Source organism: Bradyrhizobium sp. WSM4874 (assembly GCF_055811835.1).
In genome coordinates this window covers 12,313-39,027 of sequence record NZ_JBVVPR010000035.1, presented here as the reverse complement: position 1 = coordinate 39,027, position 26,715 = coordinate 12,313, and the positions used below count along the sequence as shown (strand labels likewise).

Genomic DNA, 26,715 nt, shown 5'->3' with positions numbered 1-26,715 from the left:
TTTGTTGACATTTCTTTGCAAAGGTCGGCCACCGGCCGAATTACGCATATTTTTGATTTCTCGACAGGTTTCGCGAATGACCATGGCTGCGGCGATGCAAAGCCGGACGGCAGAATTGCCAGCGCGGTCGAAAGCGGGCCGCATCGCGCATGTCGATATCGTGACCGATCTCGGCGCGGCCGAGGCCGTCTGGCGCGCCTTCGAGCAGCCCGGTCACCTCTTTACGCCCTATCAGCGATTTGATCTGCTCAGTCCCTGGCAGCGCCTGGTCGGCGAGCACGAACGCGCCCGCCCTTTCATCGTCGTTGCCCGCGACGCCGAGCATCAGCAGCTCCTGCTGCTGCCACTCTCGCTGCGCCAAAACCACGGCGTGCGCACGGCCTGCTTCATGGGCGGCAAGCATACGACCTTCAACATGGGCCTGTGGAACGCCGAATTTGCAGCGCAGGTCGTCATCGGTGATCTCGACGCGCTGTTTGCGCCGCTCGGCGAGCATGCCGACGTGCTCGCGCTGACCCAGCAGCCGCTGCAGTGGAACGACCAGCAGAACCCGTTCGCGCATTTGCCGCGCCAGAGCGCGATCAACGGCTGCCCGCTGCTCACGATGGAACCGGGCGGCCCGCCGGCATCGCGGATCAGCAACTCCTTCCGTCGCCGCCTCAAGAGCAAGGAGAAGAAGCTGCAGGCGCTCGCCGGCTATCGCTATCATTTGGCGACCACCGACGCGGACATCACCCGCCTGCTCGACTGGTTCTTCCGCGTCAAGCCGGCGCGGATGGCCGAACAGAAGCTTCCCAACGTCTTCGCCGAGCCCGGCGTGGAGCAATTCGTCCGCAGCGCCTGCCTTGCGCCACGCGGTGACGGCCGCGTCATCGACATCCATGCGCTCGAATGCGACGACGAGGTAATCGCGATTTTCGCCGGCGTCGCCGACGGCCAGCGCTTCTCGATGATGTTCAACACCTACACGATGTCCGAGCGCGCCCGCTACAGCCCCGGGCTGATCCTGATGCGCTACATCATCGACCGCTGCGCCGAGCGCGGCTACCGATCGCTCGACCTCGGCATCGGCTCGGACGAGTACAAGCGGATGTTCTGCAAGGACGACCAGGACATCTTCGATAGCTTTGTTCCGCTAACGTCACGCGGAAAACTCGCGGCGATGGCGATGTCCTCGCTGAGCCACGGCAAGCGGCTGGTGAAACAGAACCAGATGTTGTTCGACCTGGCGCAGCGGCTGCGGCGAGCGTTCGGGTAATCCGCGTTAGCCTACGCCGCCACGACGCGCGGCGCGTCCCTCGCATCCGACGGCTGCACGGACCTTTTCAGCATCGTCACTTTGCTGAAGCCGACGGCGCTGAGCTGCTCGCACATCAGCGCGCGCGCATCCGGCGTCATCGAGGCGTCGGGCACCACGACGGCGCGGGCATTCGCCGTCAGGAGCTCGGCCGGAAGATCGGAGGCACTGCCGGCATCGAGCAACACGTGGTCGTAGGCGCGCAGCAGCGCGTCGATCGCGAGCGTCACGCGGGGCGACTGCAACAGGCTGCGATCGAAGCCGGGACGGCCGGCCATGACCAGATGCAGCCGCGAGAGCTTGTCCCGGGTGATAATCTGCGCGAACGACGCCTCGCCCTGCATCAGTTCGGCAAGACCGGGGGCCGAGGCATCGACGGACACGGCGGCCATGGCCGGCGAGGACGCGGCGAGATCGACCACGACCACCCGCGCGTCGCGCGCCAGGTGCCGGGCCAATGTCAGCGTCGACAGCGTGATGGCTTCGCCGCTCGCAGTGCCCAGTACCGTGACTTTCTTCGCCATGGTTCCGGCGGCGCGCAGGCTGTGGGCCAGATGCTCGATCTCCGCGAATTCGGAGACATCGGCGTCAGCCGTCATCTCCGGCTGCAGCGGCGCAGGTTCTGCCATGACCGGATCGACGACCGGATCGGCGAAGGGCTCGACGACCACCGGTTGGACGATTTGCTCCTGGCGAGCCGACGTCCGCGTCAGCGCTGGCGCGAACACCGCGACCGCACGGGGTGCAGTCTGGCGCAGCAACTCTCCGGTGACGACGACGCCGGACGAGAGCAGCAGTGTCGCGATCGTCGCGATCAGCACGATCGGCAGCTTCTTCGGATAGGCCGGCGTGTTCGAGACGATGGCGCGCGAGATGATGCGGCCATCGGTCGGCGCGGTGTCGATGGTCTCGCGGGTGTTGGCTTCACGGTACTTCGCGAGATAGGTTTCGAGCAGGTCGCGCTGGGCCTTGGCCTCACGCTCGAGGGCGCGGAGCTGCACGTCCTGGCCGTTGGTGGCCGTCGCCTGCTTCTTGAGCTGCTCGAGGCTCACCGACAATTCCTGGACGCGCCCGCTGGCGGCACGCGCATCGTTTTCGAGCGTGCGGGCAAGCTTGGCGGCCTCGTCGCGGATCTGGGTGTCGAGGTCGGCGAGCTGCGCCTTCAATTCCTTGATGCGCGGATGGTTGCCGAGCAACGTCGACGATTGCTCGGCCAGCTGCGCCCGCAACGCCACGCGCTGCTGCGAAGGCGTGCGCATCGATTCCGAGTTCAAAATTTCCGACGACTCGATCGGTTTGCCGCTCTGGATCATCTCGCGGATCAGGCGCGCTTTCGACTCCGCATCGGCCTTGAGCGCGCGTGCATTGTTGAGCTGGGTGTTGACCTCGCCCATCTGCTGGTTCGACAACGTCGTGTTGTTGGTGCCGACGAACAGGCTCGACTTGGAGCGGAAGTCCTCGGCCTTCGCTTCGGCCTCGGAGACGTTCCGTCGCAACTCGTCGATCCTGCCGGCATACCACTGGCTGGCGTTTCGGGCCTGATCCTGACGCGCATCCTGCTGGAGCACGAGATAGCCGTCGGCGATCGAATTGGCGACGCGCACGGCGAGATCGGGATCGGCAGACTGGAATTCGATCACGATCACGCGCGACTTGTCGACGGCGTAGGCCTGGAGGCGCTCGTAATAGGCGTCGAGCACGCGCTCTTCCGGCGTCATCGAGAACGGATCGCGGCCGATGCCGACCAGCGCCGCAAGCGACTTCAGCGGCGAAATGCCTTGCAGCACCGGGTCGAACTCGGGCCGCTCCGCAAGCTTGTTCTTCTTGATGATCTCGCGCGCGAGATCGCGCGACAGCACGAGCTGCACCTGGCTGGTGACGGCTTCGGCATCGAGCGCTTGCCGCTCCTCGGCGCGGTCGCTGTTGGGGCGCAGAAACACGTTCTCGCGGCCGTCGATCAGGATGCGGGATTCAGACTTGTAGCGCGGCGTGATGAGATTGACGATCGCGACGGATGCGACGAGCGCCAGCACCGTCGGCACGATGATCCAGCCGCGCTTGCGCGCCAATGCCGCGCCGAGCGCGTGCAGGTCGATATCGCCGGACTCAACTGGCGCCGGCCTCGGAGCGACGGGCGCAGGCTTCGCTTCAATCCGGGGCTCGAGCTCGGCCCGCTTGGCTGCGGCCTTCGCGACAGCCCGCTCGACCACCGCCTTGTCCTTGCCGGCACGCCAGAACGCTAAACGCATCGAACACTCCCGCAGGCGCAACGCCACGAACCTACCTCAACCGGGGCGATTACACTCCATTAAGGTTGCCGCTGGGTTAATCGCGGCGTGCGGCAACTCGCGCGTGCACGTCCGTCACCGTTTGTTAACCACGAGGGCTCTTAATCCGTCTCGATATTTCGTGAGATTGTTCGAGCATTCGCCGTCGAGCGCTGGTTTTGATCATGCCCCCCTCTCCCGACCAGCCGCTTCGCATCCTGCACGCCGTGCGCGCTCCGGTCGGCGGCATCTTCCGCCACATCCTCGACGTCGCCAACGGCCAGGTCGATCGTGGCCATCACGTCGGCATCCTCGCCGACAGTCTCACCGGCGGTGAGCGTGCCGACAAGGCCCTTGCCGAGCTCGCACCGCGGCTGAAGCTCGGTGTGCACCGGATGGCGATCCGCCGCGAACCGTCGCCTGACGATGTCCTGGTCTGGTTCCGCTTGCGGCGCCTGATCGCCACGCTCAAGCCCGACGTCATGCATGGCCACGGCGCCAAGGCCGGCGCTTTCATCCGCATGCGGCGGCGATCCGACGATACCATCCGCATCTACACCCCGCATGGCGGCTCGTTGCATTATCCCCTCAACACCTTCAAGGGCGAGTTTTACGCGCGGCTCGAACGTACGCTGATGGACGCGACCGACCTGTTCCTGTTCGAGAGCGCGTTTGCCCGCGACACCTATCAGCGCATCGTCGGCAAGCCGAAGGGCGTAGTGCATTGCGTCTTCAACGGCGTGACGCCGGAGGAATTCGAACCTGTCGTCATGGCCGACGACGCCACCGACCTCGCTTACGTCGGTGAGTTCAGGCACATCAAGGGCGCCGATCTGCTGGTCGAAGCGGTGGCGCGCCTGCACGAGGGAGGCAAGAAGGTCACACTGACGCTCGGCGGCGACGGCGAGGAGACCGCGGCCCTGAAAGCGCAGGTCGAGAGGCTGGGCCTCTCCAGTGCCATCCGCTTCATCGGTCACGTCAAGGCGCGCTGCGGCTTCTCCAAGGGGCGGCTGCTGGTCGTTCCCTCGCGTGGCGATTCCATGCCCTATGTCGTGATCGAGGCCGGTGCCGCCGGCATTCCGATGATTGCGGCCAAGATCGGCGGCATTCCCGAGATTTTCGGTGCGGAGAACCCGGCGCTGTTTGCGCCGAGCAACGCGGAAGCCATGGCAGAGGCGATTGCGGCCGCGCTCGACAATCCGCTGGGAACAGCGCAGCGCGCCTCGTCCCTTCGCGAGCGCATCTCCGCGCAATTCTCCCAGCAGGCGATGGTCGACGGAGTGCTCGCGGGCTATCGCGACGCATTTGCCAATCATTAACCATCCTTAAGACCGCTTTAGAGAATCTTCCGATTTGTCCGATAATCCGAGACCCAGGGGATGCTCGCCCGGGGCGCAAGGATGCGCCCCGCGGGTTTTTGGAATGGACGTGGACGCCCGTGGAACCGCTCAACGCACGCTCGATGCTCGATGCCGCGACCAGCGCTGCGGCGAAGCCGGCTGACCGGCCCTTTGTGGAGCGCCGCCAGCGGCTCTCGCCCGCCGCGCTCGACGTCGTCAACCAGAAGGTCGCTCGCGCCTATTCGCCGATCGTGATCACCGGCTTCGTACGCCTCGCCGATTTCGCGCTGCTGAGCCTCGTCGGCATCGTCCTCTATCTCGGCTATGTCATGCCGCACGCCGGCTCCTTCAGCTGGATCTATCCCGCGCAGATCATCGCCGTCGCGGTTTCCGCCGTGGTCTGCTTCCAGGCCGCCGACATCTATCAGGTGCAGCTGTTCCGCGGTCAGCTCCGGCAGATGACGCGGATGATCTCGTCCTGGTCGTTCGTCTTCCTGCTGTTCATCGGCATCTCCTTCTTCGCCAAGTTCGGCAGCGAAATATCGCGGCTGTGGCTTGCGGCCTTCTACGTCCTCGGGCTCGCCGCGCTCCTCTGCGAGCGTCTGGTGCTGCGCTCGCTGGTGCGCGCCTGGGGGCGCGAGGGCCGGCTCGACCGCCGCACCATCATCGTCGGCTCCGACCGCAACGGCGAGCAATTGGTCGAGGCGCTGGAGGAGCAGGAGGATTCCGACATCCACGTGCTCGGCGTGTTCGACGACCGCAACGACAGCCGCGCGCTCGACACCTGTGCCGGCGCGCGCAAGCTCGGCAAGGTCGACGACATCGTCGAGTTCGCCCGCCGCACCCGCGTCGATCTCGTGCTGTTCGCGCTGCCGATCTCCGCCGAGACGCGTATCCTGGAGATGCTGAAGAAGCTCTGGGTGCTGCCGGTGGATATCCGCCTCTCCGCACACACCAACAAGCTGCGCTTCCGCCCCCGCTCCTATTCCTATATCGGCGAGGTGCCGACGCTGGACGTGTTCGAGGCGCCGATCACCGACTGGGACCTGGTGATGAAATGGCTGTTCGACCGCGTCGTCGGCGCCCTCGCGCTGCTCGTGGCCTTGCCGGTGATGGGATTGGTGGCGCTGGCCGTGAAGCTCGACAGCCCCGGCCCCGTGCTGTTCCGCCAAAAGCGCTTCGGCTTCAACAACGAGCGCATCGACGTCTACAAGTTCCGCTCGATGTACCATCATCAGGCTGATCCGACGGCCTCGAAGGTCGTGACCAAGAACGACTCGCGCGTCACCCGCGTCGGCCGCTTCATCCGCAAGACCAGCCTCGACGAGCTGCCGCAGCTCTTCAACGTGGTCTTCTCCGGCGACCTCTCTCTGGTAGGCCCGCGTCCGCATGCGGTGCAGGGCAAGCTGCAGAGCCGCCTGTTCGACGAAGCCGTCGACGGCTATTTCGCCCGCCACCGGGTCAAGCCCGGCATCACCGGCTGGGCCCAGATCAACGGCTGGCGCGGCGAGATCGACAATGAAGAAAAGATCCAGAAACGCGTCGAGTTCGACCTCTATTACATCGAAAACTGGTCGGTGCTGTTCGATCTCGTCATTCTGCTGAAGACGCCGATCTCGCTGCTGACCAAGAACGAGAACGCGTATTGAGTTGTGGATCCTCCGTCATGCCCTGCGAAAGCGGGGCATCCAGTACTCCGCGGCGCCAGTCGATTCCGCACTAGACGCCGCGGAGTACTGGATCGCCCGGTCAAGCCGGGCGATGACAGCGGGATTTGTGGGCGTACCAGTTGCGTAAACGTATGAGCGTGTGATGGCGTATGCGGCAACAGCCGGGGAGATGAATGCAGCGGTTCGCGCTGCGCCCGGCGTGCTGGCCCTCCAGCGCGCGCTGGTATGGCTGGTCGGCGCCTCCGGCGCGATCGTCTTCATCGAGCCGAGCCCCTACGAGATCGTGACGTTGCTAGCCACCGTCACCTTCTTCGCCACCGGCCTGCGTCTACGGCTCGCCCTGATGCCGCTGGTGCTGATGCTGATCCTGCTCAATATCGGCTACACGATCAGCGCGATCCCGCTGTTCGAACAGTCCGAAGTGGTCAGCTGGATTGCGACCTCCTGGTACATGGCGGTGACGGTGGTGTTCTTCGCCATGGTCACGTCGGAGGACACCGCGGCCCGGCTCGACATGCTGCGCCGCGGGCTCGTGGTCGGCGCGATGGTCGCCTCGTTATTGGCAGTCGCCGGCTACTTCCACCTGGTTCCCGGCGGCGACGACCTCCTCACACTGTACGGGCGCGCGCGCGGCACCTTCAAGGATCCGAACGTGCTCGGCGCCTTCATGATCCTGCCGGCACTGTTCTCGCTGCAGAGCGTGGTTTCCGACAAGGCCGGCAAGGCCTTCCGCAACGTCATCGCCTTCGGCATCATGTCACTGGCGATCCTGCTCGCGTTCTCCCGCGCCGCCTGGGGCGGGCTGGTGCTGACATCCGCCTTCATGCTGGCGCTGATGGTGCTGACCAGCCGCACCAACGCGCAGCGCTCGCGCATCATCGTCATGGCGATCCTGGCCGCGGTGCTGGGCCTCGCGCTGATCGCGGTGTTGATGTCCTTCGATTCCACCGCCGAGATGTTCAAGCAGCGCGCCAGCTTCGACCAGAGCTATGACGAAGGCCGCTTCGGCCGTTTCGGCCGGCACATCCTGGGTGCGGAGATGGCGCTCGACCTGCCGTTCGGCATCGGCCCTCTGCAATTCCACCGCTTCTTCCCCGAGGACACCCACAATTCCTATCTCAACGCCTTCATGTCGGGCGGCTGGCTGTCCGGCATCTGCTATCCCGCGCTGGTCTTCACGACCGTCATCATGGGTGTCAGGCACATCTTCGTGCCGGTGCCCTGGCAGCGCGCTTATCTCGCGGTGTTCTCCGCCTTCGTCGGCACCGTCGGCGAAAGCTTCGTGATCGACACCGACCACTGGCGGCATTTCTGGATGATGCTGGGCGCGATGTGGGGCATGATCGCGGCTGCGCAGATCTACAAGGCTAGGGCTCGCGACGAAGCTTCTTCAGCTTGAGAGTGGGACGCTTTTCCGGCGGCGTATCGAGCAGACCCTTCAGCGCCGCGGTTGCCGCGAGCACACCCTTGTAGCCCTCGGTCGCGAAACGCAGCAGCAGGCGTAGTTCCTCGTCGGAATAGGTATTGAACACCTTCTCCATTGCCCGTTGCATCGGCACGTAGAACTGGCCGATCTTCATGGCTGCTTCCGGCACGACGGCAATGAAAACCTTGCGCCGGTCGTTTTCATCCCGCTCGCGGCGCACCAGGCCTGCCTTTTCGAGCCGGTCGACCACGCCGGTGATGGCGCCCGTCGTCAGGCCCGTGACCTCGGCGAGCCGGCCGGCGGTGACGCGTCCCTCGAGATAGAGGATGTCCATGCATTCGAGGTCGGAATTGGCAATTCCGGCAACGTTCGCAACGGTCTGGCCGTAGAGCACGCCCTGCGCAGACGACCTGCGCATCGCCTCCTCGAGCTCCCGCAGCAGCGCAGCGCGCGCCTTCGTCCTTGACAAGGTAGACCCCGTATCTTAGTCGATATATATCTTAGTCACTAAGAGATTTAGCGACCGTAATTCTCCTAGCACCACGGAAACGTCGGGAGCAAGCCATGTCCTATCGTCCTCGCAAGGCCCTGATCATCGGCGCCGGCATCGCCGGCCCCGTCGCGGCGGTCCTGCTGCGCCGCGCCGGCATCGAGTCCGCGATCTACGAGGCCTGGCCCTATTCGAAAGGCATCGGCGGCGGCCTTCAGATCGCGCCGAACGGCATGCAGATCATGGACGAGATCGGCCTTTCGAATGAGCTGATCAGCCGCGGCTCGATCGCGGAATCGTTCGACTTCTATTCGCAAGGCGGAGAGCGGCTCGGCTCGATCAACCGCGACATGGCGCGGCGCTACGGCCAGCCCGCGGTCAATGTCTGCCGCGCCACGCTGAACGAGATGCTGATCGACAAGGCCTGGTGCGCATGCGTTTCACTCTATTTCGAGAAGCGCCTGATCAAGATCGAAGATCGCGGCGACCAGCCGATCATCGCCTACTTCGCCGACGGCACCACGGCCGAAGGCGACTTCCTGATCGGCGCCGACGGCGTGCACTCGGTGACGCGCCGCCAGGTGGTGCCGGACGGGCCGCAGCCGTTCGACACCGGACTGATCGGCTTCGGCGGCTTCGTGTCGCATGCCGTCCTCGATGGCAGGCCGATTGGCCGGCACGTCGAGACCACGTTTGGACAGAGCGGCTTCTTCGGCTACGGCTATTGCAGCCCCGATCCGGACGACGGCGTGATGTGGTGGAGCACGCAGCCGGCGCACGGCATGGACGCGGCGATGTTTCGCGCGCTCGACCATGCAACGCTGAAGCAGCACCTGCGCGGCTTCCACCGCAGCTGGCACGATCCAATCCCTGGCATCATCGAGGCAGCCGAGAACATCGTGGTCACCGACACGCTCGACGTCGCCACCCTGCCGACCTGGTCGCGCAAGCGCTCGCTGCTGATCGGCGATGCCGCCCATGCGACCAGCCCCCATGCCGGCCAGGGCGCCTCGCTCGCGCTGGAGGATGCGATGCGCCTCGCCCGGTTGATGCAGCAAGGCCAGGAGCTCGGCGCCACCTTCCAGGCCTTCGAGGCCGAACGGCGCCCGCGCACGGAAAAGATCGTCGCCATGGCCCGCCGCAACGGCAACAGCAAGCGCGAGTTCAGCGCCACCGGCGCGTGGATCCGCAATCAGATGATGAAATGGCTGCTGCCGCTGGGCGCGAAGGGCATGGATTTCATGTACGCGTACGACGCGCGGGCGGTGTAGTGGCACGGTGCAGTAGGGTGGGCAAAGGCGCAACGCGCGGTGCCCACCATCTCCCCGCAATCGCGAGAGACGTGGTGGGCACGCTTCGCTCTGCCCACCCTACGGAAGCTACGTCTGGGCCTCCACCGCGAACGTCAGCCCCGCGTTCTCGACCAGCCGCTTGATCAGCTTGTGCTGCATCGCCGCGCCCGGGGTCCAGAAGCCGGCTGCGACGTCGGTCGTGTCACGCAGCATGCAGATGGCGCATTCGGAGATCATCTTCGAGGTCGAGCCGTAGCCGGGATCGCGGTCACCGGTGACGCCGGCGCGTACCATGCGGCCATCGGGTGCGATCGCGATATAGAGCAGATCGAAGAGACCGTTTTCGCGCTCTTCCTTCGACGGGCCCTCGCCCGGCTTCGGTGCGTCGGGGCCGGTCTTGCCCGCATTGGCAGCCATCACGAGCTTGGCGGTGGCCTCGCCCTTCTCGCCGGGACCGGTCAGGACCATCTCGTCGTAGACGAAGTCCTGGCCGTAGGGGAATCCCATCAGCATGTTGGAGCGGTGAACGTTGCGCGTGTTGATCAGCGCCATCATGAACGGCGCCCCCCAGGATTGCAGATCCTCCTCGAAAGCTGCCCTGTTGCCTTTCGGCTGCTTCGGGCCGCTGAAGCCGGGCGTCAGCGCAAAATGATCGTTGAGAATGGCGACAAGGCTGAGATCCTTCGCCACGGCATCGAAGGTCGCCTTCGCGCTCGCGGCGGTGCCGCCCGAGAGCGTGCCGCGCATGTCGCGCACGCGGCCCTTCACGCGCGGGGCCGGCGCGCCGAAGACACGTTTGGCCTCTTTCTGGACGAAGAACGTACCGAGCTCGAACGGCACGGAATCGTAGCCGCACGAAAACACGATCCGCGCGCCGCTCTCTTTTGCGGCCGCCTCGTACTTGTCGATCATCTGGCGCATCCAGATCGGCTCGCCGCAGAGATCGAAATAGTCCGTGCCCGTGGCCACGCAGGCCGCGAGCAGTTCCTCACCATAGAGCTGATACGGGCCCACTGTGGTGATCACCGACATCGTCTGCTCCGCCATCGCCTTCAGCGAAGCCGCATCCGACGCATCCGCGACAATCAGCGCCGTATTCCCGGGCGCGCCGATCGCATCGCGGACCGATTTCAGCTTGCCGAGGCTGCGGCCTGCCATCGCCCATTTGAGCGAATGGTCGCTCTTGTAATGCTGGGTCAGGTATTCGGCGACGAGCTGGCCGGTAAAACCGGTCGCGCCATAGACGACGATGTCGAATTTCGCAGAGCTCATGGTCGGCCTTTACTTTATTTCTTCGCGTAGCTCACGCCCATGCCGGCACGGACATCGCTTTGAATACCATAGGGCGGGATCGGATAACGCAGGCCGTTCTTCGCCAACGCCTTCATGCCCACAACCGCCTTCGCGAGATGTTCCGGCTTCAGGGCCATCAGCATCTCCTCGTCCGGCACGCCGCCATAGCGCCGTTCGGCATAGCATGGCAAGGACAGGCTGGGCTCACCGCTCTTGAGCGCCCTGCCCCAGGAATCGGCGCAAGCGGTCTCGCCGACCACGCCCCATTCGAACTTCTTGTAGCCGGTATATTGCAGCCCGTTGATCAGGATGATCATCTGCCCCGGCGTCGCATAGACGAGACAAATGTCCGGCGGATCGAGCCGGCCGCTCGCCAGCGGACTGACCGCGAGCGCCTGATATTGCCCGAACGGAACCACGTCCAGCGCCTCCTGGCGCTTGCGTGCGTCCTCCGCCGTGCCGTGCCAGACCCCGACATAGTTTTCGCCGGCGAGCCATTTCTCGTCCTGCGGTGCAAGGCCGATCACCGCGCGGCATTGCGCGCCGACGAGATCGTCGGCGGTGATGCCCACGGTCCAGCCCAGACGCGCCGCCATGCTGACGATCTGGTCGGTGGTGTGGACCGCGGTCGGCCGCCGGATTTTCGGGATTGCCTCCATGTCCGCGGTACGCGCGAACAGCTTCATGCCGATCACCGTGGTCTTCAGCCGCAACAGGCCGTTGAGATCGGCGACGAGGCCGGCAAGATCGATGCGGTCTGCACTCTGCTGTTGCATGGCGTCCTCCCGGCCGGCAGTCGCGCGCCGGCGCTGTTATTGTTTCTTGAACGGTTCTAGTCCTTCGCCGGCCCCGGGAGCAACTCGCCGGTCCGGCCCATCAGGCGGTAGGCGACGAGCCCGATCCATTCGCGCACGGCGACCTCGGTTCGGCGGAGCCCGTCCGTGGCGACATTGGTGAAAGAGAGAAGATCGTCACGCCCGCCCATTCGCCAGTCCACGGGATAGGCTTCGACGTCAAATCCCGCCTTGCGAAAGATCCCCATCGAACGCGGCATGTGAAAGGCAGAGGTGACCAGGAGCCAGCGTTCGCCCGGTTTGGGCGCCACCAATTGTTTGGTGAAGATGGCGTTCTCGTAGGTGTTGCGAGAGTCCCGCTCGAGGATCAGGCGCTGCTTCGCGATACCCAGGTTCTCCAGGATCGGCGCGGAGTAGTCCGCCTCCCGGGAGTCCGTCGAAACCAGGTTCGCGGTGCCCCCGGTGAAAACAATACGCGTGTTCGGATAGCGGCGCGCGAGCTCAGCCGGCGCAAACAGGCGACCGGCCGCGTGCGCGACGACCGGCGTGCGGTGCGCCGCCGACAGATCGGTGTCGACGGAGCCGCCGAGCACGATGATGCCGTCGGGCGCACCGCGCGACGGATCCCACGGCGCAAAACGCGACTCCAGCGGATAGAGCAAAAGGTTGCCGAGCGGCGAGAACGCGGCGAGCGCCAGCAGGATCAGCGTGGCCGCGGCGAGCTTGCGGCCGAATGCGGCAAAGCGCGTCGCCATCAGGACCACCGAGACGATTCCGAGCTCGATCATCAAGTTGATCGGCAGCACCGCGGTGCCGAGGGTCTTTGACAGGAGAAAAAGCAGGGGAGCCTCGCTGGAATGATCGTACCCGTTGCGCGCGGGCTTGACCCGCCCGTCGATCTTCAGAAAGCTTCTTGGAAGAGGATCGATTGCCTGGTCAAGCCCGGGCCTGTGAAACGGACGGACGCCACATGACCCATCACCACCTGCATTCCAGCCCCGAGACCTGCCATTGGGGCTTCTTCGAAGCTGCGCTCAAGCCCGTCCTCACCGTCGCGAGCGGCGACGAGGTCACGGTCGACACCATCAGCGGCGGCCCGGACATGCTGCCCGACCGCGACACATTTCACATTCCGCCCGAGATGCTCGAGGTTCATGCCAAGAACGAGCGCATGCTGCCCGGCCATATCCTCACTGGCCCGATAGCGGTCGAGGGCGCCGAGCCCGGCGACGTGCTCGCGGTCGAGATCCTCGACGTCCAGCTCCGGCAGGATTGGGGCTGGAACATGATCAAGCCGCTGTCCGGCACCCTGCCCGACGATTTCCACGAGACGCGCATCCTGAACATCCCGCTCGACCGGTCGCGGATGGTCGCCCGGATGCCCTGGGGGCTGGACCTGCCGCTCAAGCCGTTCTTCGGCGTGATGGGCGTTTCGCCGCCGCCGGCCTGGGGCCGCATCTCCTCGCTGGTCCCGCGCGCCATGGGCGGCAATCTTGACAACAAGGAGCTTGGCGCCGGCGCGACGCTGTACCTGCCGGTGTTCGTCCCGGGCGCGCTGTTCTCCTGCGGCGACGGCCACGGCGTGCAGGGCGACGGCGAGGTCTGCGTCACCGCGATCGAGACCGCACTCCAGGGCCGCTTTCGCCTGACGCTGCGCAAGGACCTCAGGCTCGATTATCCCCGCGGCGAGACGGCGACGCATTACATGACCATGGCGATGGACCCCGACCTCGACCAATGCGTGGTGCGGGCGCTACGCAACATGATCGTGCTGCTCGGCGAGAGGCGCAATTTGTCGCGCGAGGACGCCTATACGCTATGCAGCCTGGCGGCCGATCTGCGGGTGACCCAGACCGTCAACGGCTCCAAGGGCATCCATTGCATGATCGACAAGGCGATCGTGCACGGCTGAGCCGACCCGCCCACTCCTGACCTGTCGAGGCCACGCAGCCGCCGGCCTGTTCGCGCGGCGCGCCTCGTCATGCCTAATTTCCTTCGCGATTCCAACGGGCTGAACGAGCACCGCAGCCTGCGATTGACTTCTGCCTCCGAAGCTAAATAGAGTCTTAATCGTAACTTTTATGTACCTGCGTAAGAGGCTAGCGTTTAGGCATGGCCACCGAAAAAGCCGAGACTGACCGCATTCCCGTAACCTTGGCGCTCTCGACCATCACCTATCTGGAGAAGCTGGTGAGACAGGGCACCCACGGCACCAGCGTTCCCGGCGTCGCACGTACCTTGATCGAGGAAGGCATCCGTCTCGCCATCAAGGACGGGCTTTTGTCGATTCGCGACAATGGCAGGACGTGAGCGCGCGCCGAACGTGAGGCGGACGGATCTCGAGAAGCGGATGGCCGACATCTGCAACCTGGGACCGCGACAATGCCTGTTCTCTCACCGACTTCTTCTTCACAAACCTGGACCGACGAACGCATCGAACTGCTGAGGCAGCACTTCGAGGCCGGCCTCTCCTGCCGCGAGATCGCCGCCGACATCGGCGTCAGCCGCAATGCCGTGATCGGCAAGCTGTCTCGCCTCAATCTGACGCGCGGCCGGACCATCGACGACCGCAAGGTTCAGGACCGGGGCTCCGCGCCTTCGCGCACGTCGCGAACGGTGCCGCGGCTGCAATACGAAATGCTCGCCACGATCTACGGCGAGACCGGTGCGCCGATGGTCGCCGGTCCGATCGACGACGCCAATCGCTGCTCGCTGCTGGAGCTTGCCGAGAACCGCTGCCGCTGGCCGATATCCACACCTGGCGCGGACGATTTCTGCTTCTGCGGCAACTCCGCGCCCGACGGCCAGTCCTATTGCGCCGGCCACAGCCGCCTCGCCTACCGGCCGAATTCCCGCGCGCGCGTCATGCGCGGCTAGAGCCATGTCTTAGAGCCATGTCTTAGAGCCATGTCTTAGAGCCAAGTCTTAGAGCCAAGTCTTAGAGCTCATGTCCTCGAGCCATGTCCCAAAACGAAAAACCTCCGGCAGGGCATTGCCGGAGGTTCCTGGAGGTTTAGCATCAAGTCAGAGCCGCAACTTTCGTCATCGGCCGAGAGCTATATAGCTTAGTAACTCAGGTAAGTAAATAAATTTGGGGCCTGTCGAATCGCATGGCTCGTCTTCGTTGCCGGCACGGGCCATCTGATTTTCCGAAAGCGATCTTCGTAAAAAAGCCCCGGCGGTGTCCCGCCGGGGCTGCGTCATATCCGGAGACTCGAGTCCGAAGACCCAGGTAAGAAAACCCAAGGCTTACCAGTTGCGCTGGGCGCGAACCAGCAGGCTGTAAGTGTCCTGGTCCTTCAGCTCATAGGCCGCCGCGGGCTTGGCAACGCTCGTGAGCGCCGGCGTCGTGATCACGCCCGAGTACTTCTGGTCAAGGTGGCTGTAGGTGAAGTCAGCCGAGAAGGTCAGGTTCTTGACCGGGGTCCAGCGGGTGATGACACCGATCTGGCCGATGTTGAAGTCCGGGTTACAGGTACCGGTCAGGGTCGCGAACGCGGCGCTGCCGCAGATCATGCCCTTGGCCGTGCCGCTGTAGTTGACGGCAGCCCACGCACCATAGAGCGCCGAGTTCCAGTACGGGCTCCAGTTGTGGGTGTAGGCACCACGGAAGCCGTAGGTCTTGGTCAGCTCGAGGCCGCTGCCGGGTGCGAACACCGCGTCAGACACGCCGGCGAAGCCGATGCTCTGATACGCGCCGCCCGAACCGCCGAACATCGAGTAGTTGGTCGCTGCCAGCTCCTGGAAGTTGTAGCGGCTCGCGCCGTCGGTGTAGACGCCCGAGATGTTGATCACGTCGCCTGCACCGGTCGGGATGTTCTTGATCGACAGAGCCAGCTGGACGGCCCAGCCCCACTTGTCTTCAGGATGACCCGTGGCTTCGCTCGCGCCGTAATAGCCGACGTGGTTGTCGTGCGCCGCGACCGAGGCCTGGAACAGGCCCCAGGCCTGGTCGACGCGGAGCGTACCGACGAGATCGGGGGCGCGGGTGCCGCCGAGATCGTTGGAGCCGTAGGCACCGCCGAGGACGCCGGTGGTGGACATGCCGGCCGTATTCCACAGCGCGGTCTGGAACACCTGCGTCTGGTCCTGCGCCGAGACGATCGCCGTTATGCCTTGGCCCAGATCGGCGGTGTAGGTGAACTGGGCGACACCGTTGGTGGTGCCGCTGCCGCCGACGAGCTGGTCGAAGTTGTTGCCGGGATAGTTGATCCAGGGCGCGTCGAACTGCGACACCGCCTTACCCATGGTGAAGCCGGCGAACTGGATGAAGGCGTAGTAGACGCCGAGCGCGCCGCCCGAGATCCCCCCGTCGGTGCCGTTGACGGCGCCGCCGCTGGACCCGATCAGACCCGTACCTGCGGCGTTGAGGCCGAGCGTGCTGCTGTACTGGGTGGCACCCGTTCCCGAACCGGCGCCGACATAGTTGCCGGTCGTCCAGGTGAAGACCGCATCGAAATAGGTGCGGACAACGCCGTACTCGGTCGCGGTGCGCGTGTCGATGTTGAGATCTTCACGAGCGCGCATCGAGTAATAGTTCGTCAGGCGGTTATTGGCCGCGAAGACGTTGTTGTACTGGGCGCTGTAGTTGCCGCCGGCATTGAGCGCCACTTCGGCACGCAGATAACCGCCCAGCTTGATGCAGGTGTCGCTGCCCGGGATGTAGTAGAAACCCGCACCGTAGAGCGAGCAGACCTTCACATACTCGACCGCCTTGGCCTTGACAGGAAGATCAGCCGCCTGAGCTCCACCGACGGCGATCAGACCCGCCGCAGTGCCGAGCAAAAGGCTCTTCACCACTTTCATATTAAAACCTCCAAGTTGCTCATTATACGAAGACCGGACCGTGAGGCCCCCCAGATCCCCGTCTTGCAAATCCGTTCGGCCGCTTTGCGCTTTCGGACACACCCGCTTTCGACGCGAGGGACGTGAGCGAACCAGCTGCAACGGGACGATCGAGAACCCCCCACCGTCACGAAGCAATATGCCTGCGCCGTTGACTAATCAAAATACCTTATTTAGTCAGCTTTGTGGTTTCGCTAAACCTGTACCCCATACGCAACACTCCGGCGAAAGCGATCCGTGAGCAAATCATCTTTGTAGTTTGAGTGACAAAATTAGCCTGCTCTGCACTTGCGTCAGAGCAGGCTTGCGTGGACTATGGCTTGCACCACACCGGCCGCATACAAACCAGATCACGGGAGTGACGCTGTGTCAGCGACGAGGAAAGAAGGGGCGCGCCTCCGCCCCATCGGCAACCTGGATATCATCAGGCGCTTCACCTGGGAGATATCGTCGATCAACATGTATCTGGAGGAGCTGCGTCAGTTCTGGGCGAGAACGCTCGGCATCAGCGGCCCCCAATGGCTGATCCTGATGGCGATCTCCGACCTCGACAAGGACGACGGCATTCCAGTCAACGTCGTCTCAAAGCTCCTCCACGTCGACCCGTCGTTCGTCACGACCCAGTCCAAGCTGCTCGAGAAGAAGGGCCTGTTGCGCCGTCGCCCCTCGCCGACCGACGCAAGGGTGGTGCGGCTGTCCCTGACCGAGAAGACCCAGAAACACCTGGCGAGCCTCACCGAGCAGTACAAGACGATCAAGGAATTCGTCTTCCAGGAGTTCGACGAGAAAGAACTCACCGATTTCACCACCAAGCTCGCGATGTTGAAGACCCGCCTCGAAAAGGCCTGCGTCCGCCTGACTCTCGACTTCTGAGGCGACGTCCTTAGATGCGGCCCGCAACGCCGAGCCGGGATTCGAGCCAATCGAAAATGTATTCATTGGCAAGGCTTGGATTGTCCGCATGGGCCTGCGCCGCGCCGGTTTCGGCCGCCGTGAATACCTTCAACATCACATCCGAGCTGCCGAGCCGGGACGTCTGGACGATCTGACGCGCCCGATCGGCCTTGAGCCAGCCGTCCTCGCCGAGCGTGATCAACACCGGACAGTCGGCGCTGGAGGCCATCAGCGGAGCATGCGGCACCGGAACGATGCTGACGTCGCTCATCGCGAATCGGCTGGCAAAGAAGGCCCGCTCGTGCAGGTCCCACAGGCCGCCATCGCAGACGGCGGCGGCAAGCCGCGGCTCCTGCAGCACCGCGCGGGCCACGAAAGAAGAGCCCCAGCCATCGGCGACGATCGCGACGCGCCCGAAATCGACGTCGCTGCACGTCTCCAAATAGTCCATGACGCACGGAATCGCACTCTCGAGATCCCGGCGCCGCAACAGCGCGTCGAGATAATCGTCGCGCTGGTCGCCGAACAGGTCCAGCGCCAGCAGCGAGAAGCCGCGCTCGCGCGCATGCGGCGCGAGCTTGAACAGAAACTCCTCCTTGCGGTGGCCGGGCTCGCCGATGCAGATCACGGTCGGAGCTCGCACGCGTCCCGATGGCGCGGGCAGGAAATAGCCCTGCAACGAATGTCCGTCGAGCCAGGGTATCGTCATGACTTCCCCGGCCGGATCGCGCGCGGCGAGGAAGCGGCGGGCACAATCCTGCATGGCGAGGACCGCGACCCAGCGGCGCTCGTCCGCCTGATCGAGTGGCATTGCGGCCGCACTATAGTAATTCATGGCGCGGAGCCAGTTGCGTTGCGCGGTCGCCCTGTGACCTTCCACGAACGCGGCCTCGGCACGAAGTCGATTGGCCTGCGCCAGATTCTTCCACTCGCGATGCCAGGATTGGTCTTCGCCCCGCTTCAGCTGCCGCGCGATCATCAGGCATTCCGCGATCGTGGCGCCGCCCTCCTGGGCGGCGGTGAGGAGCCGCGTGAATTCAGCGGAGATGTCCTCTCGCTCCGGGCAAAGGATCCAGTCGTCGGAGAGGCATGCGGGTATCATCGGGAGCTACGCTCTGGTCATCGCCTTACACATGATTGACTAAACTATTTTGGTTCCCTCACCAAGCTGCCGTGCGCCGAATGAGAGCCGTTCGAGATCACCATCGCTTGAACGCAGGGACGTATCGCATGCGTAACATTCCAATTGGTCATGAGTGGTCGACACTGGCGGGACACGCCGGCAGCGAACTGGCAAGAGGTGGCACTCGAAATTGCCTGCGCGCCTCTTGCCATGATGAGCATCATCCCTATATCGGCGCGCGCTCGGCGGCCGCCTCAGCCGAGCCGCCAGCCGACCTCCTGCGTAAAACTTTCGTAGAAGGATCTTTCGTAGGCCTGCTCCGGCGTAGCACGAACGCGCTCGTCAAGGCGTTTTGCGTCCTCGCCCACGAGAATGCGCCATTGCTCCGCCTTGACCCCGTCGAGGATGATCCTGGCGGCCTGCGCCGCCGTGGTCGGCGCATCCTCGAGGAAGCTGCGGGCGCGCTCAGTGAACACCGCCTGGATGTCTTCGTCCGACATCTTGTCGGCGTCCGGCACGCCGGCCGCGACCATGCGCTTGCGGGTCAGCGCGACCTCCTCGGCATTGAGCCGCTCCGAACCGTCGGCGCTCTGCACCTTGCGCGAATTGGAGACGATCGAGGTGCCGATATGGCCGGGCATCACCACCGAGCATTTGACGTGCGGCGCGTGCAGGCGGAGGTCGTTGATCAGCGCTTCGGTAAATCCCTTCACCGCGAACTTGGCCGAGCTGTAGGCGGTGTGGGACTGGTTCATGCCGATCGAAGCCCAGAAGCCGTTGACGCTCGCGGTGTTGACGATGTGGGCCTCGTCCGCCGCGACCAGCATCGGCAGGAAGGTGCGGACGCCGAGATAGACGCCGCCCCAGCAGATGTTGAAAGTGCGCTCCCACTGCTCGCGCGTGTTGGTGAACAGGCTGCCGCCGCCACCGATGCCGGCGTTGTTGAACAGAAGGTGGATCCGATCGGTCTTCTGCTGCTCGGCGAGTTCGTCGCGGAATCGCTTCAGATGATCCTCGATCGAGACGTCGGCGATGTGGGTCGTGACGCGCAGGCCCTGCGGCAACTTCTCGACCTCGCACAGCCGCTTGGTCTCGGCCATCGCGGCTTCCGAGACGTCGCACATCGCGACATTGCAGCCCTCGGCGACGAGCTGCCTCGCGAGCTCGCGTCCCATTCCCGTGCCGCCGCCGGTGATAACGGCGATCTTTCCTGCAAAATCCTTCATGGGACTTTCGGCCCCTCCCTTGTCGGTATGTTTCTTCCAGCTAGCGCCGCGCGCATCGGAGCGCGCGCAAAATGTAGCAGCGCCGCATCCGCAGGTAAAAGCGGATCGGCGCTGCCGTGCTCATCAGTAATTTCGGGACGTGGACTATTCGGCCGCCTCGACACGCCGCCCGTTCAACGCGCCGAGCCCGTCCAGTGCCTTGCGGATCGTCGCCTGCTGCGCGCTTGAGGCCTCCGGCATCGGCGCGCGCGGATAAGTCCTGGGCAGGCCCTGCAGCGTCTGCGCATAACGCGTGCAGGCCGGCAGATTGTCGGCGATGACAGCGTTCCACAGCGTCAGCAGCTTCTTGTGCACGTCGAGCGCGCGCGGATGGTCACCCGCCTTCACCGCATCCCACAGGGCGACGGAGGCATGCGGCGCCGCGGTCAGGATCGCGGCGATCGAGCCATGGGCCCCCAAAGTGTAGGACGGATACATCAGGGCATCGACCGCGCTGTAGATCAGCTTGTCCGGCGCCATCATCATGAGGTCCGCGAACAGTTTCAGGTCGCCCGCGCTCTGCTTGACGCCGACCACCAGCGGCACCTCGGTCATGATCCGCGTCAGCAGCGCCGGCGAAAGGTACGACCACGGCACCACGTTGTAGATGATGATCGGCATGCCGGTCTCGTCCGCCATGGCGCGGAAGTGCGCCACCATCGCCTCGTCGTCCGGCTTGAACAGATAGTGCACCGGCGTGACCTGGAGGGCGGCGACATTCATGTCGCGCACCAGCTTGCCGCGGCGGATCGCATCGCGCGTGGAATCGACGATGATGCCGGCGATCACGGGAATGCGTCCCTTCACCGCCGCAACCGTCGCCTCCATCAGGTCGCGATATTCCTCGTGATCGAGCGTGTGCCCCTCGCCGGTCGAGCCGCCGGCCGCGACGCCATGCGCGCCGGCGCCGATCATCCAGTCGACCTGAGGCGCCACAAGTGTGTAGTCGATCTCGCCATCCTTGCGGAACGGCGTCGTCATCGGCGGGATCACGCCGGTCGGTCGTGCCTTCATGGTCTGCCCTCGCGTTTCCATATCCCTTGTGGCGCTCCCGCTCTTTTGGCGGGTGCCCACGGTCCTGCAAGCCTACCGGCTGCGCGCGGCCTGTGAAGCGCCACCGGCGCGGCGCTGCCCCCACAATCGATCATCCCTGCGACTCACCCCCGCCGGTTCCCCGTATTTGTCCGGCTTCGGTTATGGGCAATCTTTTTAGAATCCGAATCGTCAAATGGGGTCCGGACGCTGGGTCGAGCCGGCCAGGCCAGCGTGTTGTTTGCGTCACAGGCTCTGGCACTCCGCTTGCATCCTCTTCGTGGTCAGAAACTACCGATGAGGTGACTGGAATGTTCGTGACCGTCGTTGCCGTGCTCTGCCGGCTGAGTGCAGCCAGCTCAGGCAGTTGCATCGAGGAAATCGTGACCGACAGCAACATGACGCCCGAGATGTCGATGATGCAGTGTGCGATCGGCGCACAGGCCCCCCTGGCGAAATGGATGGGCGAGCATCCGATCTACCACGCCAACTGGCGGCTCGATCGCTACAAATGCGTTCCGGGTCGCTACGAGATCAAGGGCCACGCCTAAGGTCCCGCAAAACTACTGATACCAGGACGACGGACCAAGACTACCAACGAGGAAACGCCCCGGAGGCCGCATGGTCTTTCCGCGCGGGCATCGACAGCGCCAGACCCCATTGCGGCGGCGCGCTTTGTGACAACGATCACACCTTCCTCTTAAGCCACCGCTCGCAAAATGATCGCACGCGCGTGTCGCCCTTCCGGCGTCGGCATCAGCGCGTAATTGTGCGGCTGGTCGCGGAGCAGATGCAGTTCGACCGGCACACCCACCGCCCGCGCCCGCTCCGCGAGCTCGACGCTATCAGGGTAGAGCAGATCGCGCGTGCCCGAGAAGATCGTCATCGGCGCCAGCGCGCGGAAGGCGCCATTGAGCGGACTGACGAAGGGATGGCCGACATCGAACTCGCCGGCATAGAGGCGGCCCGCCTCGAGGATTCCCGGAATGTCCTGGATCGGATCGCGCGCCGCGATCGCGACCTGCTCCGGACGGCTGACCGACGCATCCGCCGCCGGCGAGATCAGCACCATCCGGTTCGGCTGCCGATGCCCGCGATCGCGCAGCCACTGGCATGCGGCGAGCGCGAGGCCTGCACCGGCCGAATTGCCGACCACCGTGACCTTTGCGGGCCCGGCATCCTCCAGCAACATCCGCAACAGCTCGGCCGTCGCCGGCACGACGTCCTTTGCGGTTGCGCGCGGTGCAAGCGGATAGATCGGCACGACGCAGCACACGCGCGCCCCACGCGTCATCTGGCCAACGAAGCGCCAATGCGCCGCCACGATCTCGTTGATGTAGCCGCCACCATGCAGGAACATGACGTAGTTGCAGCCCTCATGACCCGATGACGGCGCCGTGTAATAGACCGGCCACCCTCCCATCTTGGTCAGCGTCGCCTCGACACCGCGACCGAGCCCCGTCGGCTCAAACGAGGCCGGCTGCAACGCGAGCTTCTGCACATGCGCCCGCACCGCCTCGGCGGACGCCAGCTGCTCCTTATACGGAAGCTGCCGCAGCAGCAGGTTGAAGGCACGGCTTTGCAGGCTTGGTGCGGGATCGCGCCGGGCCGGCGTACCGAAAACGCAGCCGCCCGGACAGAACTGCAAGGCCGAGACAAGTCTTGCAACGCTCATGGCCACATCCCCATCTGGCTCTTTCGACACGGCGACAAAGAGGCTTGCCGACCCGCCACCATTTGCCGCTATAATGCGAGCATTCACTCGCTTTTCCTACTCGCATTCAGATCACAAGGCCGTGGCCCGCAAACCACCCACAAGCCCCCGGAAAAACGCCTCGCAGGAGCGCTCTCGCGCCACCGTCGACGCACTGGTCGAGGCAACTGCTCGCATTCTAGTCAAGGAAGGCTTTGAGAAAGCCAGCACCAACCGCATCGCTGACATCGCCGGCGTCAGCGTCGGCTCGCTCTATCAATATTTTCCCAGCAAGGAGGCGCTCGTCGCCGCCGTGATCGACCGCCACAACGAGGAGATCATGGGCATCGTGCGCGCGGCGCTCGCCGAGGTCGCCGACCTGCCGATCGAGAAAGCCGTGCGCAAGCTCGTCTCGGTCGCGATCGAAGCCCACCGCATCGACCCGAAATTGCACCGCGTCCTCGCCGAGCAGATCCCCCGCACCGGCCAGCTTAGGGATGTCGAAGCCTTCAACCGCGAAGTCCACACCCTCGTGCGCGCCTATCTCGAAAGCCGCCGCAAAGAGATGCGCAAGATCGACCCTGGCTTGGCCACCTTCATCTGCGTCAGCGCGATCGAAGCGGTCGCGCACAACACGGTGCTGAACCAGGCCGAGATGCTGTCGGAGAAGACGGTGAAGACGCTGGTGGACGAGACGACAAGGATGGTGGTGGGGTATTTGAGGTAGGTGGCTTCTCCAAAGGGTATCAAACGGCAAATTTCCGGCTCCGCCGTTAGCCTCCGGCGGCGAATTTGTCAGCGGCAAATTTCAGAATCTTTGTCAGGTTGCGTCTCGTTTCATCGTCAAACGGATTAACCGCTTGAGGATTTGCGCAAAGCTCGGCCAAGTACCAACCTATCTCCTTCTTCGACGGCTTTGGATTCCCGACAGCAACTCCAATGGCCTTCTTCGTATTTTCAGACAGCATTGTCTCTAAACGCCCGCCCTCAAACTTCGCATCGACCTTGGCGAGTGTCACCACTCTGTCTGATAACAACCACTCGTTCCGATATCGCCGCTCACGTAGTAGGACAGGGCCTCGAGGATCGTCGTCTTCCCGCTCTCATTCAAACCTATGAGCGTTACAATCGGCGAGCTTACGCGCTTGTCGAGTTTAATCTCGACGTCTGTGGCACCTTTGAAATTTCGGATGCGAAACGAATGAATTTTTGCCAAGGATTGATCTCTCTGCGTCGGCTAAGCCCGACATGCACCCGTAACGTGCAGGGAAAGTCAATACTACCGAAGTCTCTGTTCGCGCCAGTCCACGACCCGACCGTGCCTACTGAGAAGGTCACGCCGAACCCTTGTGAACGCGAGGACGTGAATGGTGACGGGGTGAGATAAGTGGAACGATGTCCGGGTCTTGGACGCTACTGCTGGCCGGGCGGAGAGGTCGCCCCCATTCCACATGCTCGCAAGATGACATCGTGCCCCTGTTTTGCCCGACACGTCAAAACGCTTCGGAAAAACATAACACCGCCAATAGCTTCGCTACTGTGCATGGGGTTGTTTTCGGCATTTTGATTGACCGGCCACCAAAGCAGCCGCCCGCGACTGATCGCGGCCCATGCGTCACCGGCGGCAGCTGGCTCCGCGCCGCCCCTCGTTCCACCCGACAGATGCTTTTGAAAAAATGGTCGGAGCGAGAGGATTTGAACCTCCGACCCCTAGTCTCCCAGTTATAAGCGGCCTGTTTTATAGCCATTCACACCGTTGGACAACGTAAAAAAAACCTTGTAAATCAAACGCCATCCAACCAATGACCACTTGCCCTTTTCGGACCGATAGCCAGACTGCTGGCTACAGGGTGGCTATAAATTGGTGGGGGCATGGCGACGATCAAGATTACAACCGAGAGCGTGGCGGCGCTTACGAAGTCGGCAGTTCCGAACAAAACGACCTTTTACTTCGACAATGAACTAGCGGGCTTCGGGCTGTACCGCACGACTACCGGCACCGGTACCTACTTCGCCGAATTCCGCCCTGTGGCCGGCGGTTCAAAGAAGCGGCTGAAGCTCGGCCGGGTTGGCACCCTCAAGGCCAATGAGGCCCGCGAGGCGGCCCGTAGGGCGATTGCAAACGCCGCGCTCGGGAAAGACCTAGCTCAAAATCGAAGCGATGAGCGGGCGAGTCTGACGGTTGAGGAGCTGGTCTCGAAATACATCGAGGAATACGTCGCGGAGCACAAAAAAGCGTCCACCGCCGGCCTCTACCGCATGCTGCTCAAGAAACATGTCAAGCCGCGCCTGGGCTCGACCAAGGCCACCTCGCTGACGCGGGTTGATGTACAGCGCGCCCACGCCCTGATGACCCGCGAGGCCCGCATTTCGGCGAACCGCGCTATCAAGCTGCTGTCCGCCGCCTATGGCTGGGGCTCGCGTCATGGTCACGTGCAGGAAGGCATGAACCCGGCCTCCGGCACCAAGCTAAACGAGGAAGAGGGTCGCGAGCGCTTCCTGACTACAGCCGAGATGCTGGCTATTGGCAACGCCATGATTGAGGCTGAAACCATAGGCCTTCCCGTGGATGCGGGCACAACGAAGCACGCGCCAAAGGGGCAGCTTGTCGTAATGAGTCCATACGCTACTGCGGCAATCCGGCTTCTTATGCTCACCGGCGCTCGCCTGCGGGAAATACTTAACCTGCGGTGGTCGGAGGTTGATCTTGAGCGGGGTGTTCTGCGGCTGCCGGATTCAAAGACCGGAAAAAAGACGGTGTTCTTGCCGACAGCTGCCGTCGACATAATCAAGGGGCTAACGAAGCTTGGGAGCTACATGATTGCTGGCGAGTCCGCCGGCACCAAGCACGAGAAGCCCCGCTCAGATCTCAAGCGACCATGGGCCGCTATCTGTAAGCGCGCCGGTGTGAGCGGCGTTCGAATCCACGATCTGCGACACACCTTTGCCTCCACCGGAGTCGGCGACCAGATGGGCTTGCCCGTTATCGGCACCCTACTCGGCCACGCCGACCCGAGCACTACACAGCGATATGCCCATCTGGCAGACGAGGCGGCGCGGCGCGCGGTTGAGGCTATCGGAGGCAAGATCGCCGCCGCGCTGAGCGGGAAGTAGCTCGCCCCGCCTTGGCAGCGGAGAAGCCGCAAAACGCGCAGCCATAACGAAAAAGCCCCGGCGATGCCGGGGCCTTGACGCTTGATCGTGAGATCAGATCAGTACCTGACGCCCGCACCAGTCCAGTTGAAGCGGTAGACCAGCGAGGTGGAGACCGTCTGGTTCCAGCTGTTGGCGCGGATGCTGTTGCCGGTCGGGAGGTTGCTGCCGTCGATCAATTCGTCCTGCGTCTTGGCGTTGTAGAAGGCCGAACGATACTCGGTCTTCATGAACCAGCCGGGCGAAGAGATGCCGAAGAAGTTCAAGCTGTTCTCGACGCCGCCGCCGATGAACCAACCGTTGCGGTTGTAGCTGTCGAGGTGGGCACCGACCGGGACGCCAGCGAGGTCAGTGAAGTTGGTCTGGCCGAAGTGGGCGCCCGAGTAACCGCCGTTGACGTAGGTGAGAACGTTCGGAGCGGCTAGCCAGCCGAGGCGAACACCAGCGGCCCAAGAGTCTTCCAGCTTCTGGTTGCCGGTGATGCCGAAGATCGGATCCTGGATCGTGGAGCGGATGCTGCCGAACTGACCGTCGGCGAACACGCCGGCAACCCAGGTGCCGCTGAACTGCCAGTCGTAACCAAGGCCGACGGTGCCGAACCAGCCCGAACCACCCTGGCGCTGCGTGATCGTCAACGGCGTGCCGGTGGCCGTATCTACAACGCTCTGGTCAGCATTCGAGAGGCCGCCGCCGCCACCACCGAAGATGTAAAAGCCGGTCCAGTTGGCAACCGGAGCCGCCATCGGCGCCTTCACGTAGGGACGGGCGCCAAGGTCAGCGGCTGAGGCCGAACCGGTCATCGCCGCAATGGCGGTCAGAGCCAGCAAAATCTTCTTCATGA

At 63.8% G+C, this 26,715-nt stretch carries 25 protein-coding genes; 12 read left to right on the top strand and 13 right to left on the bottom strand.

All coding sequences use genetic code 11. The annotated features are described in order from the left end of the window. Positions 1-76 precede the first annotated feature (76 nt). Positions 77-1,258, top strand: coding sequence for a GNAT family N-acetyltransferase (locus AC0L3P_RS28720; protein WP_473307160.1), 1,182 nt, complete (start codon positions 77-79; stop codon positions 1,256-1,258). Between the two features lie 11 nt (positions 1,259-1,269). On the opposite strand, the gene AC0L3P_RS28715 is transcribed toward AC0L3P_RS28720, so the two are convergent. Next, the gene (locus AC0L3P_RS28715; RefSeq protein WP_275171353.1) at positions 1,270-3,546 is read right to left on the bottom strand and encodes a GumC family protein; all 2,277 of its coding nucleotides are present in this window, start codon (positions 3,544-3,546) and stop codon (positions 1,270-1,272) included. A gap of 203 nt (positions 3,547-3,749) precedes the next feature. Between AC0L3P_RS28715 and AC0L3P_RS28710 the strand changes: the two genes are divergently transcribed. From AC0L3P_RS28710 to AC0L3P_RS28700, 3 genes are all read left to right on the top strand, one after another. Further along, on the top strand, positions 3,750-4,883 hold the full coding sequence (locus AC0L3P_RS28710; protein ID WP_275171354.1) for a glycosyltransferase family 4 protein: 1,134 nt from the start codon (positions 3,750-3,752) through the stop codon (positions 4,881-4,883). A gap of 119 nt (positions 4,884-5,002) precedes the next feature. Beyond that, positions 5,003-6,553, top strand: coding sequence for an undecaprenyl-phosphate glucose phosphotransferase (locus tag AC0L3P_RS28705; protein ID WP_473307157.1), 1,551 nt, complete (start codon positions 5,003-5,005; stop codon positions 6,551-6,553). A 163-nt stretch (positions 6,554-6,716) separates the two neighbouring features. After that, positions 6,717-7,973, top strand: coding sequence for an O-antigen ligase family protein (locus tag AC0L3P_RS28700; protein WP_275171356.1), 1,257 nt, complete (start codon positions 6,717-6,719; stop codon positions 7,971-7,973). Here the strand turns inward: AC0L3P_RS28700 and AC0L3P_RS28695 are convergent. Next, complete coding sequence (locus AC0L3P_RS28695; protein WP_275171395.1) at positions 7,942-8,418, bottom strand: MarR family transcriptional regulator; 477 nt, start codon at positions 8,416-8,418, stop codon at positions 7,942-7,944. The genes AC0L3P_RS28700 and AC0L3P_RS28695 overlap by 32 nt on opposite strands. 146 nt (positions 8,419-8,564) lie before the next feature. Here AC0L3P_RS28695 and AC0L3P_RS28690 point away from each other — a divergent pair, with 146 nt between their 5' ends. Next, positions 8,565-9,761 carry an FAD-dependent oxidoreductase gene (locus AC0L3P_RS28690; RefSeq protein ID WP_275171357.1) on the top strand — a complete coding sequence of 399 codons (1,197 nt, stop codon included), beginning with the start codon at positions 8,565-8,567 and terminating at the stop codon, positions 9,759-9,761. 108 nt (positions 9,762-9,869) lie between these two features. Here AC0L3P_RS28690 and AC0L3P_RS28685 read toward each other — a convergent pair whose 3' ends face one another. The 3 genes from AC0L3P_RS28685 to AC0L3P_RS28675 are packed head-to-tail and all read right to left on the bottom strand — an operon-like array spanning position 9,870 to position 12,657. After that, on the bottom strand, positions 9,870-11,054 hold the full coding sequence (locus AC0L3P_RS28685; protein WP_473307154.1) for a saccharopine dehydrogenase family protein: 1,185 nt from the start codon (positions 11,052-11,054) through the stop codon (positions 9,870-9,872). 14 nt (positions 11,055-11,068) lie between these two features. Continuing rightward, a complete protein-coding gene (locus tag AC0L3P_RS28680; protein ID WP_275171359.1) occupies positions 11,069-11,851 on the bottom strand; it encodes a DUF169 domain-containing protein in 783 nt (260 codons plus the stop codon). A gap of 56 nt (positions 11,852-11,907) precedes the next feature. Beyond that, positions 11,908-12,657: a YdcF family protein gene (locus AC0L3P_RS28675; RefSeq protein WP_275171360.1), complete on the bottom strand. Its 750-nt coding sequence runs from the start codon at positions 12,655-12,657 to the stop codon at positions 11,908-11,910. Positions 12,658-12,839: 182 nt separating this feature from the next. Here AC0L3P_RS28675 and AC0L3P_RS28670 point away from each other — a divergent pair, with 182 nt between their 5' ends. From AC0L3P_RS28670 to AC0L3P_RS28660, 3 genes are all read left to right on the top strand, one after another. Beyond that, entirely contained in the window at positions 12,840-13,781 is a 942-nt protein-coding gene (locus tag AC0L3P_RS28670) for an acetamidase/formamidase family protein (protein WP_473307151.1), read from the top strand. 200 nt (positions 13,782-13,981) lie between these two features. Then, positions 13,982-14,179, top strand: a complete 198-nt coding sequence (locus AC0L3P_RS28665; protein WP_007603456.1) for a hypothetical protein — start codon at positions 13,982-13,984, stop codon at positions 14,177-14,179. A 72-nt stretch (positions 14,180-14,251) separates the two neighbouring features. Beyond that, complete coding sequence (locus tag AC0L3P_RS28660; protein ID WP_275171362.1) at positions 14,252-14,746, top strand: GcrA family cell cycle regulator; 495 nt, start codon at positions 14,252-14,254, stop codon at positions 14,744-14,746. Positions 14,747-15,118: 372 nt separating this feature from the next. On the opposite strand, the gene AC0L3P_RS28655 is transcribed toward AC0L3P_RS28660, so the two are convergent. After that, positions 15,119-16,675 (bottom strand): porin, encoded by a 1,557-nt coding sequence (locus AC0L3P_RS28655; protein ID WP_275171363.1) that lies wholly within the window; start codon positions 16,673-16,675, stop codon positions 15,119-15,121. A 405-nt stretch (positions 16,676-17,080) separates the two neighbouring features. On the opposite strand from AC0L3P_RS28655, the gene AC0L3P_RS28650 reads away from it, so the two are divergent. Continuing rightward, positions 17,081-17,587 carry a MarR family winged helix-turn-helix transcriptional regulator gene (locus tag AC0L3P_RS28650; RefSeq protein WP_275171364.1) on the top strand — a complete coding sequence of 169 codons (507 nt, stop codon included), beginning with the start codon at positions 17,081-17,083 and terminating at the stop codon, positions 17,585-17,587. 10 nt (positions 17,588-17,597) lie between these two features. On the opposite strand, the gene AC0L3P_RS28645 is transcribed toward AC0L3P_RS28650, so the two are convergent. The 3 genes from AC0L3P_RS28645 to AC0L3P_RS28635 form a co-directional block, all read right to left on the bottom strand. Continuing rightward, positions 17,598-18,710, bottom strand: a complete 1,113-nt coding sequence (locus tag AC0L3P_RS28645; protein ID WP_275171365.1) for an alpha/beta hydrolase family protein — start codon at positions 18,708-18,710, stop codon at positions 17,598-17,600. Between the two features lie 275 nt (positions 18,711-18,985). Beyond that, positions 18,986-19,957, bottom strand: coding sequence for an SDR family NAD(P)-dependent oxidoreductase (locus tag AC0L3P_RS28640; RefSeq protein ID WP_275171366.1), 972 nt, complete (start codon positions 19,955-19,957; stop codon positions 18,986-18,988). Between the two features lie 144 nt (positions 19,958-20,101). Next, entirely contained in the window at positions 20,102-21,010 is a 909-nt protein-coding gene (locus tag AC0L3P_RS28635; RefSeq protein ID WP_473307146.1) for a dihydrodipicolinate synthase family protein, read from the bottom strand. Between the two features lie 329 nt (positions 21,011-21,339). On the opposite strand from AC0L3P_RS28635, the gene AC0L3P_RS28630 reads away from it, so the two are divergent. Then, on the top strand, positions 21,340-21,579 hold the full coding sequence (locus tag AC0L3P_RS28630; RefSeq protein WP_007603449.1) for a hypothetical protein: 240 nt from the start codon (positions 21,340-21,342) through the stop codon (positions 21,577-21,579). Between the two features lie 149 nt (positions 21,580-21,728). On the opposite strand, the gene AC0L3P_RS28625 is transcribed toward AC0L3P_RS28630, so the two are convergent. Beyond that, complete coding sequence (locus AC0L3P_RS28625) at positions 21,729-22,703, bottom strand: alpha/beta fold hydrolase (RefSeq protein ID WP_275171368.1); 975 nt, start codon at positions 22,701-22,703, stop codon at positions 21,729-21,731. Positions 22,704-22,824: 121 nt separating this feature from the next. Here AC0L3P_RS28625 and AC0L3P_RS28620 point away from each other — a divergent pair, with 121 nt between their 5' ends. Next, positions 22,825-23,448, top strand: a complete 624-nt coding sequence (locus AC0L3P_RS28620) for a TetR/AcrR family transcriptional regulator (RefSeq protein ID WP_275171369.1) — start codon at positions 22,825-22,827, stop codon at positions 23,446-23,448. Between the two features lie 46 nt (positions 23,449-23,494). Here the strand turns inward: AC0L3P_RS28620 and AC0L3P_RS28615 are convergent, their stop codons facing one another. After that, a complete protein-coding gene (locus AC0L3P_RS28615) occupies positions 23,495-23,740 on the bottom strand; it encodes a hypothetical protein (RefSeq protein ID WP_275171370.1) in 246 nt (81 codons plus the stop codon). Then, the gene (locus AC0L3P_RS28610) at positions 23,737-23,937 is read right to left on the bottom strand and encodes an AAA family ATPase (RefSeq protein WP_473307143.1); all 201 of its coding nucleotides are present in this window, start codon (positions 23,935-23,937) and stop codon (positions 23,737-23,739) included. The genes AC0L3P_RS28615 and AC0L3P_RS28610 overlap by 4 nt, the downstream gene beginning before the upstream one ends. A 656-nt stretch (positions 23,938-24,593) precedes the next feature. Here AC0L3P_RS28610 and AC0L3P_RS28605 point away from each other — a divergent pair. After that, on the top strand, positions 24,594-25,835 hold the full coding sequence (locus AC0L3P_RS28605; protein ID WP_354209941.1) for a tyrosine-type recombinase/integrase: 1,242 nt from the start codon (positions 24,594-24,596) through the stop codon (positions 25,833-25,835). A 98-nt stretch (positions 25,836-25,933) separates the two neighbouring features. Here AC0L3P_RS28605 and AC0L3P_RS28600 read toward each other — a convergent pair whose 3' ends face one another. Then, entirely contained in the window at positions 25,934-26,713 is a 780-nt protein-coding gene (locus AC0L3P_RS28600) for an outer membrane protein (RefSeq protein ID WP_354209942.1), read from the bottom strand. Between the last annotated feature and the right edge of the window lie 2 nt (positions 26,714-26,715).